Source organism: Variovorax sp. GW822-FHT04E09 (assembly GCF_058800845.1).
The window spans coordinates 431466-447323 of sequence record NZ_JBXAMR010000002.1 but is presented as its reverse complement, the minus strand read 5'-3'; the positions used below and the strand labels follow the sequence as shown (position 1 = coordinate 447323).

Here is a 15858-nt window from a genome sequence, read left to right as displayed (position 1 = left end):
TGCGTGCACAGGCCACCGGGTACTTCCCTCCGCGAATGTCCCCCGGGCTTCGCCCTCCTCCTTGATTTCGCTGCGGGAAGCACCCAGTGCCCTGCGCACACTGAGCGCTGTCGTGGTGCTGGCCGATCAACGACCGCACTGATGACGCTCACGTCGACGGGGTGCCTTGCGCAGCGAAATCAAGGAGGAGGGGCGCAGCCCCGGGGGACATTCGCGGAGCAAGGCACCCCGTCGGCGGGAGCGCCGCCCTGAACGGCAGCGCTCCCACCGGCGAAGCGAAATTACTTGGCTTTACCCGGGTCCTTCACGCCCTTCAACACGTCGAACTCGATGTTGTAGAGCTGCCCGTCCTTCTTTTCAACCTTGCGCAGGTACACGTCCTGCACGATGTCGCGCGTCTGCGCATCGATCAGCACCTGGCCGCGCGGGCTTTCGAAGACCTGGCCCTTCATGGCGGCCAGCAGCGCTTCGCCGCCGCCCTGGCCCTTGGTGGTCTTGAGGGCTTCGTAGATCACGCGCATGCCGTCATAGCCGCCCACGGCCATGAAGTTGGGGCGCATCTTGGGGTTGGCTTTCTGGAAGGCCTCGACGAACTTCTTGTTCAGCGCCGAGGGGTGCGCGGCTGAGTAGTGGTGCGAGGTGACCACGCCCAGCGCGCCGTCGCCCATGTCGTTCAGTTGATCGTCATCCGTCACGTCGCCGGTGGCGATCATCTTGATGCCGGCCTTGTCCATGCCGCGCTCCAGGAACTGCTTCATCACCGCCGCGCCCGCGCCCGAGGGCACGAAGACGAACAGCGCGTCGGGCTTGGCGTCGCGCACCTTCTGCAGGAACGGCGCGAAGTCGGGGTTGCGCAGCGGCACGCGCAGCTTCTCGAGCACCTTGCCGCCGTTGAGCTGGAAGCGGTCGCTGAAGAACTTCTCGGCGTCGTTGCCCGGGCCGTAGTCGGTGACCAGCGTGACCACCGACTTCACGCCGTTCTTGGGCGCCCAGTCGCCCATCACCACCGACACCTGCGGCAGCGTGAAGCTGCTGCGCACGATGTAGGGCGAGGCCTCGGTGATGCTCGAGGTGGCGGCGGCCATCACGACCTGCGGCGTCTTCGACTGCGTGGCCAGCGGCGCGGCGGCCAGCGCGGCCGGGGTGATGCCGAAGCCGGCGATCACGTTGACCTTGTCGTTGACGATGAGCTCCTGCGCCAGGCGCTTGGTCACGTCGGGCAGGCCGGTGTCGTCCTTCACGATCAGCTCGACCTTCTTGCCGGCCACGGTGTCGCCGTTCTGTGCCATGTACAGGCGCGCGGCGGCCTCGATCTGGCGGCCGGTGGAGGCCGACTGCCCCGTCATCGGCAGGATCAGGCCGATCTTGAACTTGTTGTCCTGGGCGCTGGCCACAGGCAGCGACAGCGCGGTGGCGAGCGCAATCGCCGAAAGGCCCGCGGTCTGGATGAGATGGCGTCTTTGCATGGAATTTTTCCTTTGAGGGACGGAACGCGAAACGGGGCGTATTTTGAACAATTCGCAACAATTGACGGAGCAGGCAACCACCTACCCGCCCGCCGCACGGGTCTTTGTTGCGCGATCAGTCGAATGGTTGCGCGATGATCGCGCAACCGATGTTTTCAGTGGTCGGGGCGGTACGCGGAATCGAGCGTGAGCGTACCCACGGCGCGTGACACGCAGGCGCAGATGCGCGTGGTCGCCTGCTTCTCGTGCGGACTCAGGAACACGTCGCGGTGGTCGACTTCGCCGTCCACAGCCAGCACGTCCATGGCGCACAGGCCGCACTCGCCGCGCTTGCAGTCCGACAGGGTCTGCACGCCGGCCGCATCGAGCGCGTCGAGCAGGGTGCAGTCGGCCGGCACGGTGATCGACAGGTCGTGGCGCGGAATGCGCACGGTGAAGGCCTGCGTCGCAAGCCGGCCGCTGCTGCCGAAGGTTTCGAAGCGCAGGTCGGCGAGCGGCCGGCCCGCCGCGGCCCAGGCGCGCTTGACGGCTTCGAGCATCGGCACCGGGCCGCAGGTGTAGAGCTGGCCGCCGGGCGGCAGCGCGGCGATGGCGGCGTCGAAGTCGATGGGCGCGGCACCTTCGTGCGCCTGCACGCCGGCCTCGCCCAGCGCGTCGCGCAGGGTGTCGAGGTAGCCGAACTCGCCCGCGTGGCGCGCGCCGTACAGCATGGCCACCGGCACGCCGCGGCGTCGGGCCAGCGCGCCCAGGCGCTGCGCCATCAACACCAGCGGCGTGATGCCGATGCCGCCGGCCACGAGCAGGTAGCCGGGCGCCGCGAGGTCGAGCGGAAAGTGGTTCTGCGGCGCGCTCACCTGCAGCCGGTCGCCCTCGGCCAGCCGCCACATCGCGCGCGAGCCGCCACGGCCGTCGTCCAGCCGCTTGACGGCGATGCGCCAGCAATTGCCGTCGCCCTCGCCCACCAGCGAGTAGGAGCGCGTCTGCACGCGGCCCTGCTCGGTCATCACCTGCACCTGCAGGTGGGCGCCGGGTTCATGCGCGGCAACGAAGTCGGTGTCGGGGCGCAGCGTGAACTCGCGCACGGTGGGCGTGACGTCGCGCAGCGCCACCACCTGCGCCTGCATCCATTGAAGATCGCTTTTCATCGGGGAACACCAGCAGGGAAAGAGAAGAAAAAGAAGTCGTCGATCAGCCGCGACGGCGGATCAGTTGCACGCCCGGCAGCGGACGCTGTTCGGCGCTCGGCGTGCCGTGCAGCGCCTCGCGCAGGTTGCGCCGCGCGATGCGGCTGTGCTCGCGCATCAGCGCTTCGGCGCGCGAGCCCTCGCCGGACTCGATGGCGTCGAGCACCTGCAGGTGCTGGTCCTGCGCGATCACGAGCATGTCGCGCGCGGCCGGCGAATTGGCCTGCACGATGACGAAGCCGGAGGGCGAGGCGAACGGCAGGTTGACCACGCGTTCGAGCTGTTGCGCGATGACGGGGCTGCCCGCCATCTCGCACAGCAGCGCATGGAATTTCTCGTTGTGCGTCACGTAGCGCGAGAAGGCCGCGTCGTCGAGCGCGGGCTCGCGCAGCAGCTCGTCGATGCGCGTGAGGCAGGCGCGCGCTTCGCGCAGCACCACGGGCGCCGCGCCGCGCTCGGCCGCCAGCCGCGCCACGAGGCCTTCGAGCGTGCCGCGCAGCTCGATGGCATCGGCCACGTCGCGTTCGGAGAACGTGCGCACCGCATAGCCGCCGTTGGGCAGCGCTTCGAGCAGGCCTTCCTGTTCGAGTCGCATGAGCGCGCTGCGCACCGGAGTGCGCGATACGCCGAGCTGTTCGGAAATGGCGACCTCGGCAATGCGCGCGCCGCCGGGCAGCTCGCCCGCCAGGATCATCTCGCGCAGCCGCAGCTGCGCCTTCACGGCCTGCGAGCTGCCGCTGTCGCCGGGCTCGGCGGGAGAGACGGTGGCGACCTTCATCACGCGGCCTGGCTCTCTGGGGCGGGACGGATCGGGATCGCGGCGCGCGCGGGCCGTTCCTTCTCGATCATGCGGTCGATGAGGCGCCGCGCCCACATCGAGCCTGCGTCGATGTTGAGGTTGTAGAACTGGTGGTCGGGGTGCTCGTCGATCGCTTTCTGCTGCGCCTCGAGCACGATCTCGTCCTCGCGGAAGATGCCCGACACGCCCTCGCGCAGTTCGTGCGTGAGGCGCTGTTCGCCCAGGCAGTAGTTGCGCGCGAAGGCCCAGAAGTACAGGCAGGTCTTGTCGGTCTCGGGCGTGATGGTGTTGAGCACGTAGCCGTTGACGCCCTTGCTACGGTCGCCGGCGTTGTCGTTCGACGGCACCGCGCCACTGCCCGCCTCGGCCACGCCGACGTCGATGTTCACCGTGCACGGCCCCTCGAAACGGATGATCTGCCAGCGGTCGACCTTGCCCGTGTAGCCGCGCGCATGGCGGATCTGGTTGCCCCAGAACGGCGGCGCGTCGATGTTCTCCATCCAGCGCGTGACGGTGGCCGAGCGGTCGCCGTGCGTGGCCACGAAGGGCGCTTCGGCCACCTCGCGGTTGCCGATGGACGAGCCGTGCACGAAGGTCTCGTGCGTGAGGTCCATGAGGTTGTCAACCACGAGTCGGTAGTCGCAGTTGACGCGGATCATCTTGCCGTCGCCGGCCCAGGCCGGGTCGTCGTTCCAGTGCATGTCGGGCACCAGCGCGGGGTCGGCCTTGGCCGGGTCGCCGGGCCAGATCCACACGAAGCGGTGCTTCTCGACCACCGGAAAGCTGCGCACGCAGGCCGAGGGGTTGAGCGTTTCCTGGCTCGGCATGTGGGTGCAGCGGCCCTGGCTGTTGTAGACCAGGCCGTGGTAGCCGCAGACCAGCTCGTCGCCCTCGAGGCGGCCCAGCGACAGCGGCATCAGCCGGTGCCAGCAGGCGTCTTCGAGCGCGGCCACCTGGCCGTCGGTGCGGCGGAACAGCACCACTTTCTGGTTGCAGATCGTGCGTGGCAGCAGCGCGTGACGCACTTCGACGTCGTAGGCGGCGGCATACCAGGCGTTGAGCGGAAAGGCGGTCGTGGGCGTCTTCATGAATACGCAATGTATACAGAACAGAGAGACATTCCAGAGTTGAACCCCTTATTCGAGGGTAAACACTGACGTCTACGTATACAAACAGGCTTTTCACGAAGGCGCTAGGATTCCGCTCGTTCACAGTCACGACGGAGTTCATTCCATGTCCCAGCATGCCGCCCTGCCCGCCCGCTACGACCACGTGGGCAGCTTCCTGCGTCCGCAGTACCTGCTCGAAGCACGCGAGCAGAAAGCCAAGGGCCAGATCACGCCCGAGCAACTGCGCGAGGTCGAAGACAAGGCCATCACCGAGATCGTCCGCTTCCAGGAAGACATCGGCCTGAAAAGCATCACCGACGGCGAGTTCCGCCGCACCTACTTCCACATCGATTTCCTCGACCAGCTCGGCGGCGTGAAGACCGACATCCCGGTCACCATCCGCCGCCCCGACGGCACCGAGGAACTGGCGCCGCCCGCAATGCGCGTGATCGACAAGGTGCGCCACGTGAAGGACATCCAGCTCGCCGACTTCCAGTACCTCAAGAGCCAGGTGTCGGCCGGCCGCACGCCGAAGGTGACGATCCCGTCGCCGACGATGCTGCACTTCCGTGGCGGGCGCGCTGGCATCAGCAAGGACGCGTACCCCGAGCTCGACCCGGTGTTCTATGACGACGTGGCCAAGGCCTATGGCGACGAGTTGCGCTCGCTGGCCGCGGCCGGCTGCACCTACGTGCAGATGGACGACACCAACCTCGCCTACCTGTGCGACGAGCACATGCGCGAAGCCGCCCGCAAGCGCGGGGACGACCCGAACGAGCTGCCCCACCGCTACGCGGCCTTCATCAACAAGGTGGTGGCGCAGAAGCCGCCGGGCATGCTGTTGGCCATGCACCTGTGCCGCGGCAACTTCAAGAGCACGCACGCCGCGGCCGGCAACTACGAGCCGGTGGCCGAGGCGCTGCTCAAGGAGATGGACCTCGACGCCTACTTCATGGAGTACGACGACGCCCGCTCGGGCGACTTCAAGCCGCTGCGCTACCTGCCCAAGGGCAAGACCGTGGTGCTCGGCCTCGTGACCACCAAGTTCGGCGAGATGGAAGACAAGGACGAGCTCAAGCGCCGCATCGAGGACGCCAGCAAGTACGCCTCGCTCGACCAGCTCGCGCTGTCGCCGCAGTGCGGCTTCTCCAGCACGGTGCACGGCAACAACATCGCCGTCGAAGCACAGCGCAACAAGCTGCGCCTTGTCGTCGAAACCGCGCAGGAAGTCTGGGGCTCGACCTGACGCGCGGTTTCTGTTGAAGTCGGGGGCATGACGACGACGCAGATTTACTCCGGCCCCCTCAGCATGTTCGGCGCGAAGGTGCAGATCGCCGCGTACGAAAAAGGCATCACTTTCGAGCTCACCATGGTGCCGTTCACCACCGACGACGCCTACGAGCCCAAGCACCCCGAGGTGCTGCGCGTGAACCCGGTGAAGCAGCAGGTGCCGGTGCTGGTCGACGACGAGGTCGCGCTGTTCGACTCGACGCAGATCTTCGAGTACCTCGAAGACCGCTACCCCCAGCCCGCGCTGTGGCCCGAGGGCATCGCCGACCGGGCCCGCGCGCGGCAGCTGGAGCAGAAGTCGGACGAGGTGTTCTTCCCCAACGTCATCAAGCTCTTCGGCTTGCAAGACGCCATGCAGAGCGCGCCGGCCGTGGCCGCATGCGCCGGCTGCGCGCGCTTCTACGAAGAGATGGAAGGCCTGCTCGCCACGCGCGAATACCTGGCCGGCCCTTATTCCTTCGCCGACATCGCCTTCTACATGGCGCATGTGTTCGCCGACCGCAAGGGCGCCGGCATGACAGACGCCACGCCGCGCCTCGTGGCCTGGCGCGAGCGCGTGGGCGCGCGGCCCGCCGTGCGCGCGGTGGTCGATCCGATGATGCGGTTCCTGGCTTCGCAAGGGCGCGGCGTGCCGGCCTTCCTGCAGCGCTGAGCGGGCACCGAGGCATCACCCGCCCATGCCGGACACCCTCTTCGACTGGCTGCCCTCCCCTTCGCAGCATTTTCTTGCCGTCACTTTCGCGTTGCTGGTCTATGTGCTGACCACGCGCACGCGCCGCGAGCAGCGCGCCCCCACCACCGCCATCGCGTGGGTCATGGGGCTGGTGCTCATGCCCTACGCGATCCTGCCGATGTACCTGCTGTTCGGCCAGCGCAAGCTGCGCCCGGCCGGTGCGCCCCGGCCGCCGCGTTCGCTGCCGCCGGGCCACTGGGCGGCCGACCTGATCGAGAGCTTCGGCCTGGCGCCGCCCGGGCGCTGCGCGATCCGCATGCACGCCGACGGCGAGGCCGCGCGCGAGGCGCTGTTCGAGGTGATCGACGGCGCGCGCCAGCGCCTGGACGTGTGCACCTTCATCATCGGCGACGACGCGCTCGGCCACGCCGTGCTGGCGCGGCTCGCGCAGCGCGCGCGCGAGGGCGTCAAGGTGCGCGTGCTGCTCGACGGCTTCGGCGCGCTGTCGCTGCCGCGCCATCACTTCGACCGGCTGCGCGCGGCCGGCGGCGAGGTGGCGGTGTTCCGCCCCTTCTTCAGCCTGCGCCGCATCGGGCCGCGCAACCTGCGCAACCACCGCAAGCTCACCATCGCCGACGACCGCTGGCTGTGGTCGGGCGGGCGCAACCTCGCGGGCGAGTACTTCTCCGGCAACGACAAGCACCCCGAAGCCTGGCACGACCTGTCCTTCGACCTGCAGGGCAGCGTGGCCGCCGCCGCCGCGCGCCAGTTCGATCACGACTGGAGCTCGGTGCGCGGGCGCAAGGCGCGCGCCATCACCGCCGCCGACGTGCCCGCTGGGCCCGGCTGCGCCATGGCCCAGTTCCTGCCGAGCGGCCCCGACCAGACCGAGGACACGGCGCACGCGCTGCTCATCGACGCCTGCTTTCGCGCCGAGCACCGCATCCTCGCGATCACGCCCTACTTCGTGCCCGGCGACGGCCTGCGCGATGCGCTGCGCCTCGCCGCGCGGCGCGGCGTGCAGGTGACGATCGCGATGCCGGCGCAGTCGAACCACCGGCTGGCCGACTTCGTGCGCGCACGCGCCATGCGCGACCTCGCGCGCGCCGGCGTGAGTTTTCGCATGCTGCCCTTCATGGCCCACGCCAAGGCCGTGGTGGTCGACGACGAACTGGCGATGTGCGGCTCGATCAACCTCGACCTGCGCAGCCTGCTGCTGAACCACGAGGCGGCGGTGGTGTTCTACGGCCACGACGACATCGAATGGCTGGCCGAATGGATCGAGACCACCGCCTCGGCCGGCGAGCCCTACCGCGCGCGGCGTCCGGGGCTGCTGCGCGACGTGGCCGAAGGGCTGCTGCTGACCGTCGCCTTCCAGCTGTAGGCGGGCGGCGCATCGCCCAAGATGCACGAATGCAACACAATTGCAACCAATTGAACATTCGCACTAGAATCGCCACCGGTTCCGGTGGATGACCGTTCTTCCGGAGCCCCCTGCATTGCGGGGCAGCCCGCTCCGGCCCGGCCTCATGGGGCCCACCGAAGCGCCATTCGTACCGCCGTTGTCGTGAGAAAGTGCCCAAATAACAGGCACCACTACAGCGAAGCAAGTTCCCTTCCTACGAGCCCAGAAATTAAGATAAAGGTTCACTGATTGTTGCCACATCGTGGGGAGGAATGAGCGGTCCGCCCGCCCTCTGCACTGAATGAGCAACCAGTAGTCCCCCGCACTTCAGAAGCATCGGCGCCCGTCAGGGCGTATCGCCTTCGGCGACCTCGATGCGATGCAGGAGCGTGACCGGCAAAGGCGGTCGCGGCGGGGTTTGAGTGCTGGGCGCCGGGCGACACCTTCGCGCGGCCCGAAGCGATCCCCTTTGTTGTCGATCACTGCCGGATTCCCCTGAGCACGGGGAGAAAAATCGATGCCTTTCATTGATTCGCTGCTGGCGCTCGCGCGCCGGCTGGGCGCAGCCTTGCCTGTCGTTTTGGCCGTGCTGCTGCCGTTGTCCGCCGCTCCCGCCTGGGCGGCCCTGAACGAAGTCGGCCGCGCCACGCCGAGCGTGCACCGCCTGCGCTTCTTCATCGACCCGCAACTGGCGGCCGACATCGGCGCGCCCGAGGCCGGCCGCCGGCTCGCGCAGTACGTGGCCGACCTCAACACCGTGTTCCAGCGCGAGACCGTGCGCAGCTTCACCTTCGACCCCGCGAAAGACCTGCAGCTCGTCGCGCCCGGCGCGGCGCCGCCTTGCGGCTTCAACGGCGTGGCCGGCGGCGAGATCGTGCTGTGCGTCGGCCCCTCGAAGCGCGGCTACAGCCACGGCGGCCTGACCACCAGCACCACCTTCCCACCCACCGGCGTGACCTGGAACCTGAACTGGACCGCCATCCACGACCCGCTGCGCCTGTCGCGCGCCATCACGCCGGCCGCGCCCGAGTCCACCGAGAAGGACTACCTCGGCCGCCAGCTCAAGACCTTGCTGCACGAGCTGGAGCACGTGTTCGGCGCCGGCTCCGGCGAGTACTACAACGCCATCGCCGTCGCCGACACCACCGAGACCGCGCCCGCCAGCGACCTCGCGCTCGTGAAGCACACCGATCGCTACTGGTGGACGCGCCAGCACTGGCGCCTCGACCCGCTGCTGGGCACCGTGTTCGAGCAGCGCTACGACCCGGCCGCGAACCGCGTCGCCACGCTCGGCCTGATCCGTTTCACCGAAGGCACCAAGGCGCAGATCAACACCGACTGGCGCGACTGGCCCAAGCTCGGCAGCTCGAAATTCATGGCCGCGACCACCGCCACGCAGGTGCGCGTGACCGAACGCGAGAGCGGCGCCGCGCTGGCCGGCGCGCCGGTGTCGGTGTGGCGCGACCCGGGTGCCGGCAAGCCGCTGGAGCCGATCGCGCAGGGCACGACGAATACCGACGGCCGTTTCGTCTTCGACTGGCGCTGCGGTTTCAGCTGCTTTGCCGTCGGCAAGACCACGCTGCTCGTGAAGGCGCAGGCCCCGGGCCGCGCGCCGGGCGCCACCTGGTTCACCATCTTCGACGCCTTCGAGCAGAAGGCCGTGCAGGGGCAGGCAGCCTTCACCATCGACCTGCCGCTGGGCGTGCCCGACAGCCAGAAGCCGGCCGTGTCCCTGGCCGCGCCCGCGATGGCGACCGTGGGCCAACCGGTGGCGCTGGCGCCCGTGGCGGTCGACAACGTCGGCGTCTTCGGCGTGAAGGTGATCGGCACCGACAGCCTGCCGATCTGCACCTTCACCGCCCCGCCCTACACCTGCCACTGGACGCCGACCGCGCCGGGCGTGCAGATCGTCCGCGTGATCGCCATCGACGCCGCGGGCAATGCCGAGGTCGCGTCGGCGCAGGTGATCGTGCGCGCGCCCGCCGACACCACCGCGCCGACCGTCACGCTGAACGCGCCGCCGATGGCCTCGTCGGCCGCCGGCCTGCCGGTGCGGCTGTCGGGCAGCGCGACCGACGACACCGGCGTGGCCGAGCTGGCCTTCATCGTCGATGGCAAGACCGTCTGCGCGCTGCGCGCCGCGCCCTACGCCTGCAGCTGGACGCCCGCGCGCGCCGGCCTGGCGAACATCGAACTGCGCGCCACCGATGCAGCGGGCAACGTCGCCACCACCTCGGCCACCGCGCGCGTCGGCGCGGAACTGCGGCCCGAAGACCTGTAAGAGGTAGCGCTCAACGCCGGTTCGTGAAGCTGGCGTTGCCCAGCCCGGTGCCGATGGTCAGCACGCCCCAGTGGCGCACGTCGCGCATGAAGGGCAGCTCGCTCAGGCCCTGCACCACCGCGTCGTTGTGCATGAGCACCAGCGTCGCGCCCGAGCCGATGATCGGCAGGCGCCGCCACAGTGCGGCCGGCAGGTGGAAGGCGCGGCTCTCCCAATCGCCCGGCAGGTTCTGCGCCCCACGCGCGATCGAGCCGTCGGAGCGGATCAACCCCGGGCAGCCGATGCCGATGAAGGGCGCGAGCCGGATCTTGCGGCGCTCGGCGTAGATCACCATGTCCTCGAGCATGTCGGCGATGCGCTCGACCATGTGGCTGCGGTTCGGGCCGTCGTCGGCGTGGCGCCACTTCTCGCGCTTGACCACTTTCGCGCGCGAGAAGTCGGACGCCTTGCGGTGGCGCGTCTTCACGATGCCGCAGCGCACGTTCGTGCCGCCGATGTCCACCGCCAGGATGGCGTCGTGCCCCTTCAGCAGCGGCGGCGGCGTCAGGTGCGCCCAGCCGATCAACCCGCCGTCGTCCACGTTGTGCGACAGCCGGCCCAGCTGAACGTGCACGCCCAGGTCTTCGAGCATTGCGCCCGCCTCCAGGATCGCGCGCTCGCCCACGTCGCTCTCGGGAAAGCCGCCGCCGACCACGATGCGCTGCACCTTGCGCCATGAGGGCTGGCGCACGAAGCGCTGGACCACGAAGGCCAGCTCTTGCGCGAACTCCTCGATGGCGCCATGCATCACGTCGCCGGCGGCCGTGGCGGTTTTTCCCTGCAGCGCGCGGTCGAGCTGCTTCTTGCTCAGGTCGCGCGAGTGGGCCGCGCCCAGCGGGTCGCGGCCGGTCTTGCGGCGCCGCTTGCGCCAGCGCTCGAGCAGTTCGCGAAACGCCGTCTGGCTGGCCTGGTCGCCGACGAATCCATTCTTGTCGCGCAGCTGCAGGCTGTAGCCGTCCACGCGCAGGCCGGGCAGCTCGCGCAGGCCGTGGATGTCGGGACCGGGGGGCGCGTGCCTGGTTTTTTTCATGACGGCCACTATGGGCCGCTGCGCGCCCGTGGCGCATCGGCTTCGCGCACCACGGCGTGTAGGAGACGGACGGGTACGGCTGGCGCGGCGATGCCGATACACTGACCCGGATGCACCTGCCTCGCAGCTTCTGGCGCGCCGCCCTGTGGCTTTTCGCGATGCTCTGGCTGGCCGCCGCCGCGCCCCGCGCGCAGGCCGCCGACGAGACGCTGCGCGTCGGCTCCAAGCGCTTCACCGAGTCGTACATCCTGGCCGAGGTGCTGGCGCAGACCGCCGCGCCGCACACCGCGTCGCCGCCCGTCGTGCGGCAGGGGCTGGGCAACACGGCCATCGTGTACGAGGCACTGCGTTCGGGCGCCATCGACCTGTACGCCGAATACACCGGCACCATCGCGCTCGAGATCCTCAAGGGCTCGCCCGCCGAGACGCGCGAGGCCATGAACACCGCGCTCGCGCCGCTCGGGCTGGGCGTGGCGATTCCGCTGGGCTTCAACGACGGCTATGCGCTGGCCGTGCGCGCCGCCGACGCCGACAAGCTCGGGCTGCGCACGCTGAGCGACCTGGCCAAACACCCCGAGCTGCGCATCGGACTGTCGAACGAATTCATCGGCCGCGCCGACGGTTGGAAGGGCCTGGCCGCGCGCTACGGCTTCACGCAGACGCCCACCGGGCTCGACCATGGCCTGGCCTACGAGGCGATGACGGCCAAGCAGATCGACGCCATCGACATCTACACCACCGACGCCAAGATCGAACACCTCGGCCTGCGCGTGCTGGTGGACGACAAGCAGTACTTTCCGCGCTACGACGCGGTGGTGCTCTACAAGCTCGACCTGCCTGCGCGGCTGCCGAAGGCGTGGGCTGCGTTGCAGGCGCTCGAAGGCAAGATCGACGAGCACGCGATGATCGCGATGAACGCGCGCGCCGAGTTGCAGGGCGTGCGCTTCGACACCATCGCGCGCGACTTCCTCGCGGGCGCCACCAAGGACGGCAAGACGCCGCCGAGCGCCACGCGCGGCTTTACGGCCAAGCTCTTCGGGCCCGACCTCTGGCCGCTGGCGCGCCAGCACCTGCTGCTGGTGGCGGTGTCCGTCGGCGTGGCCATCCTCATCGGCGTGCCGCTCGCGATCCTCGTGTTTCCGCACCTGCGGCTGCGCGCCGTGGTGCTGGGCTTCGCGAGCGTGATGCAGACCGTGCCCTCGCTGGCGCTGCTCGCGGTGCTGATCTCTTTGCTCGGCGCGATCGGCGCCCTGCCCGCGCTGATCGCGCTCACGCTGTATTCGCTGCTGCCGATCATGCGCAACACCGTGACCGGGCTGGCCGAAGTGCCGAATGGACTTCGGCTGGCCGGCACCGCGCTGGGCATGACGCCGCCGCAGAGCCTTCAGTTGGTGCTGCTGCCTCTCGCGTTGCCCACGCTACTGGCGGGCGTTCGCACCGCGACAGCCATTGCCATCGGCACGGCCACCATCGCGGCTTTCATCGGCGCGGGTGGTTTTGGCGAGCGCATCGTGACGGGGCTGGCGCTGAACGATCGCGAGCTGTTGATGGCAGGTGCGTTGCCGGCTGCTGCCATGGCGTTGATCAGCGAAGGGGTTTTCGAGCTGATCGAATTTCTGATGCGTCGCAGTCGCAGGGCGCCGCTCGCCTGAGCTGTTCAGGGCGACGCTCCCGCCGACGCGGTGCCTTGCTCCGCGAATGTCCCCCGGGCTTCGCCCTCCTCCTTGATTTCGCTGCGCAAGGCACCGCATCGACGTGAGCGTGTTCAGTGCGGTCGTTGATGGGCTGCGCACCACCGCCGCTTCCCGTGCGCAGGACACTGGGTGCTTCCCGTAGCGAAATCAAGGAGGAGGGGCGAAGCCCCGGGGGACATTCGCGGAGGGAAGTACCCGGTGGCCTGCGCACGCGCCCCGAAAAACACAGGCGTAAAAAAGCCCCCGACTGGGGGCTTCCAACAATTCAGAAAGAGGCGTCAGGCCAACGTGTAAGCCGTCTTCACCGTCGTGAAGAACTCTTGCGCGTACTTTCCCTGCTCCCTCGGTCCATAGCTCGATCCCTTGCGACCACCGAACGGCACGTGATAGTCCACCCCCGCCGTCGGCAGGTTCACCATCACCATCCCCGCCTGGCTGTGGCGCTTGAAGTGCGTCGCGTACTTCAGCGAGGTCGTCGCAATGCCGGCCGAGAGACCAAACTCGGTGTCGTTCGCCGTCGCCAGTGCCTCTTCGTAGTTCTTCACGCGGATCACACTCGCCACCGGCCCGAACACCTCCTCGCGGTTGATGCGCATGTTCGCGGCGGACTCGCTGAACAGCGCCGGCGACATGTAGTAACCGTCCGTCTCCAGCTTGAGCAACTCGCCGCCGGCCGCCAGCGTCGCACCCTCGCCCTTGCCGATGGCGACGTATTCCATGTCCTGGTCGAGCTGCGACTTCGACGACACCGGGCCCACGTCGGTGCCCTGCGCGAGCGCATCGCCGACCTTGATCTTCGCCATGCGCGCCTTCATCGCCTCGATGAACTTCGGGTAGATGCCCTCGGTCACGATCAGGCGGCTCGACGCCGTGCAGCGCTGGCCGGTCGAGTAGAACGCGCTCTGCACGCTGAGCTCCACGGCCTGCGCGAGGTCGGCGTCGTCCAGCACCACCTGCGGGTTCTTGCCGCCCATTTCGAGCTGCACCTTCTTGTGGTTGGTGACGCACTGGATGGCGATGTTGCGACCCACGCCCACCGAGCCGGTGAAGCTGATCGCGTGGATACCCGGGTGGTTGACCAGCGCATCGCCGATCACGCTGCCGCGCCCCATCACGAGATTGAACACGCCGGCCGGAATGCCCGAGCGGCTGATGATCTCGGCCAGCGCCCACGCGCAGCCCGGCACGAGGTCGGCGGGCTTGAGCACCACGCAGTTGCCGAAGGCCAGCGCAGGCGCGATCTTCCAGGCGGGAATCGCGATGGGGAAGTTCCACGGCGTGATGAGCCCGACCACGCCGACCGGCTCGCGCGTGATCTCCACGCCGATGTTCGGGCGCACCGACGGCAGCACCTCGCCCGACAGGCGCAGGCACTCGCCCGCGAAGAACTTGAAGATCTGCCCCGCGCGCGTGGCCTCGCCGATGCCTTCGGCCTTGGTCTTGCCTTCTTCGCGCGCCAGCAGCGTGCCCAACTCTTCCTTGCGCGCCAGGATCTCGGTGCCGATCTTGTCGAGCGCATCGGAGCGCGCCTGGATGCTGCCCGTCGCCCAGGCGGGAAAGGCGGCGGTGGCGGCGGCCACGGCGGTGTCGACCTGGCCCTTGTCGCCCTGCGTGTACTGGCCCAGCACGTCGGCCAGGTTGCTGGGGTTGATGTTGGGGCTGTAGCTGTTGCCGGCCAGCCATTCGCCGTTGATGAGGTTGTTGAATTCAGTCATCGTCGATGTCCTTGTGTGCGTGTTGCGGTGAGGAGGTTGGAAAAGTCCCAAGGCTAGGTGGCGCCTTCGGACTCCACGTAGAGGGCGTACAGCGAATGGCTGGCCGCCATGTAGAGGCGGTTGTTCTTGGGGCCGCCGAAGGTGAGGTTGGCACAGCGTTCGGGCAGGCGGATGAAACCGATGGGCTTGCCTTGCGCATTGAAGATCTTGACGCCATCGAGGTCTTCGGACTTCGCCTGCGGCTGATAGACCTTCATGCCGTTGCCGGCATCGATGGGTTCGGGAGCGACGGCGCCGTTCCAGCCCCAGCCCATCCAGAGATTGCCGTCGCGGTCGACGCGAAAGCCATCGAGCGCCGCGGCGCCCGTGCCATCGATGAGCTTCAGCTTGTTCGACACACTGCCATCGGCCGCCACGTCATAACTCCAGAGGCTGCGGTTGGGCGTGCCCTTCCATTCGACGACGTAGAGCTTCTTCTCGTCCGGCGAGAAGGCCAGGCCGTTGGGATTCACGAGGTCGGTGATCACCGCCGAGAGCTGGCCGTCGGGCGTGAGGCGGTACACGTTGGTCGTCGCCTGCTCGGACGCGGCCTTCTCGCCTTCCCACGTGCCCGAGATGCCGAAGAGCGGGTCGGTGAACCACACGGTGTCGTCCGATTTCACGACCACGTCGTTCGGCGAGTTCAGGCGCTTGCCCTGGTAGCGGTCGGCCAGCACGGTCACGCGCCCGTCGGATTCGGTGCGCACCACGCGCCGCGTCACCGAGTGCTCGCAGCTGATGAGGCGGCCCTGCCGGTCGCGCGTGTTGCCGTTGCAGTAGCCGGCGTTCGCCTTATGGACCTTGAACTCGCCGGTCTTTTCCTCGTAGCGCATCAGACGGTTGTTCGGAATGTCGCTGCACACGAGATAACCCTCGCGCGGCAGGTACACCGGGCCCTCGGCCCAGCGCATGCCGGTGCCGACCTGCTCGAGCGTGCTGCTGTAGATGCGGTACTTCGCAAAGCTGGGGTCGAGGATCAGCACCGACGGGTCGGGGTAGCGCTGCTGCGGCTTGTAGGGAAACGACTGGGCGCCCGCGGCGGCGGCCACCGCGCCGAGTGCCGAGCCGGCGGCTGCCTGCAGCAGGCGACGGCGATCCATGTGCTTGTTCATACGGTCTCCTGGGATGTTTCAG

12 protein-coding genes are annotated in these 15858 nt (G+C 68.5%); 5 read left to right on the top strand and 7 right to left on the bottom strand.

The window, feature by feature from the left end; all coding sequences use genetic code 11:
* Positions 1–281: 281 nt before the first annotated feature.
* From AC1RL8_RS09435 to AC1RL8_RS09420, 4 genes are all read right to left on the bottom strand, one after another.
* Complete coding sequence (locus AC1RL8_RS09435; RefSeq protein WP_070059658.1) at positions 282–1466, bottom strand: ABC transporter substrate-binding protein; 1185 nt, start codon at positions 1464–1466, stop codon at positions 282–284.
* 155 nt (positions 1467–1621) lie between these two features.
* The gene (locus tag AC1RL8_RS09430; protein ID WP_492685138.1) at positions 1622–2611 is read right to left on the bottom strand and encodes a PDR/VanB family oxidoreductase; all 990 of its coding nucleotides are present in this window, start codon (positions 2609–2611) and stop codon (positions 1622–1624) included.
* Between the two features lie 43 nt (positions 2612–2654).
* Complete coding sequence (locus tag AC1RL8_RS09425) at positions 2655–3428, bottom strand: GntR family transcriptional regulator (protein WP_062470623.1); 774 nt, start codon at positions 3426–3428, stop codon at positions 2655–2657.
* Positions 3428–4537 (bottom strand): aromatic ring-hydroxylating dioxygenase subunit alpha, encoded by a 1110-nt coding sequence (locus AC1RL8_RS09420; RefSeq protein WP_159277589.1) that lies wholly within the window; start codon positions 4535–4537, stop codon positions 3428–3430. The genes AC1RL8_RS09425 and AC1RL8_RS09420 overlap by 1 nt, the downstream gene beginning before the upstream one ends.
* Positions 4538–4682: 145 nt before the next feature.
* Between AC1RL8_RS09420 and AC1RL8_RS09415 the strand changes: the two genes are divergently transcribed.
* From AC1RL8_RS09415 to AC1RL8_RS09400, 4 genes are all read left to right on the top strand, one after another.
* Entirely contained in the window at positions 4683–5804 is a 1122-nt protein-coding gene (locus AC1RL8_RS09415; protein WP_062470629.1) for a 5-methyltetrahydropteroyltriglutamate--homocysteine S-methyltransferase, read from the top strand.
* A gap of 27 nt (positions 5805–5831) precedes the next feature.
* Positions 5832–6500, top strand: a complete 669-nt coding sequence (locus AC1RL8_RS09410; protein WP_139705393.1) for a glutathione S-transferase family protein — start codon at positions 5832–5834, stop codon at positions 6498–6500.
* A 25-nt stretch (positions 6501–6525) separates the two neighbouring features.
* Positions 6526–7905 carry a phospholipase D-like domain-containing protein gene (locus AC1RL8_RS09405; RefSeq protein WP_492685137.1) on the top strand — a complete coding sequence of 460 codons (1380 nt, stop codon included), beginning with the start codon at positions 6526–6528 and terminating at the stop codon, positions 7903–7905.
* A gap of 538 nt (positions 7906–8443) precedes the next feature.
* Positions 8444–10207, top strand: a complete 1764-nt coding sequence (locus tag AC1RL8_RS09400) for an Ig-like domain-containing protein (RefSeq protein WP_492685136.1) — start codon at positions 8444–8446, stop codon at positions 10205–10207.
* 10 nt (positions 10208–10217) lie between these two features.
* Here AC1RL8_RS09400 and AC1RL8_RS09395 read toward each other — a convergent pair whose 3' ends face one another.
* Positions 10218–11276 (bottom strand): ROK family protein, encoded by a 1059-nt coding sequence (locus tag AC1RL8_RS09395; protein ID WP_492685135.1) that lies wholly within the window; start codon positions 11274–11276, stop codon positions 10218–10220.
* A gap of 110 nt (positions 11277–11386) precedes the next feature.
* On the opposite strand from AC1RL8_RS09395, the gene AC1RL8_RS09390 reads away from it, so the two are divergent.
* On the top strand, positions 11387–12928 hold the full coding sequence (locus AC1RL8_RS09390; RefSeq protein WP_492685134.1) for a glycine betaine ABC transporter substrate-binding protein: 1542 nt from the start codon (positions 11387–11389) through the stop codon (positions 12926–12928).
* Between the two features lie 320 nt (positions 12929–13248).
* Here AC1RL8_RS09390 and AC1RL8_RS09385 read toward each other — a convergent pair whose 3' ends face one another.
* The gene (locus AC1RL8_RS09385) at positions 13249–14685 is read right to left on the bottom strand and encodes an aldehyde dehydrogenase family protein (RefSeq protein WP_492685133.1); all 1437 of its coding nucleotides are present in this window, start codon (positions 14683–14685) and stop codon (positions 13249–13251) included.
* Positions 14686–14738: 53 nt separating this feature from the next.
* Complete coding sequence (locus AC1RL8_RS09380) at positions 14739–15836, bottom strand: SMP-30/gluconolactonase/LRE family protein (RefSeq protein ID WP_492685131.1); 1098 nt, start codon at positions 15834–15836, stop codon at positions 14739–14741.
* Positions 15837–15858 lie beyond the last annotated feature (22 nt).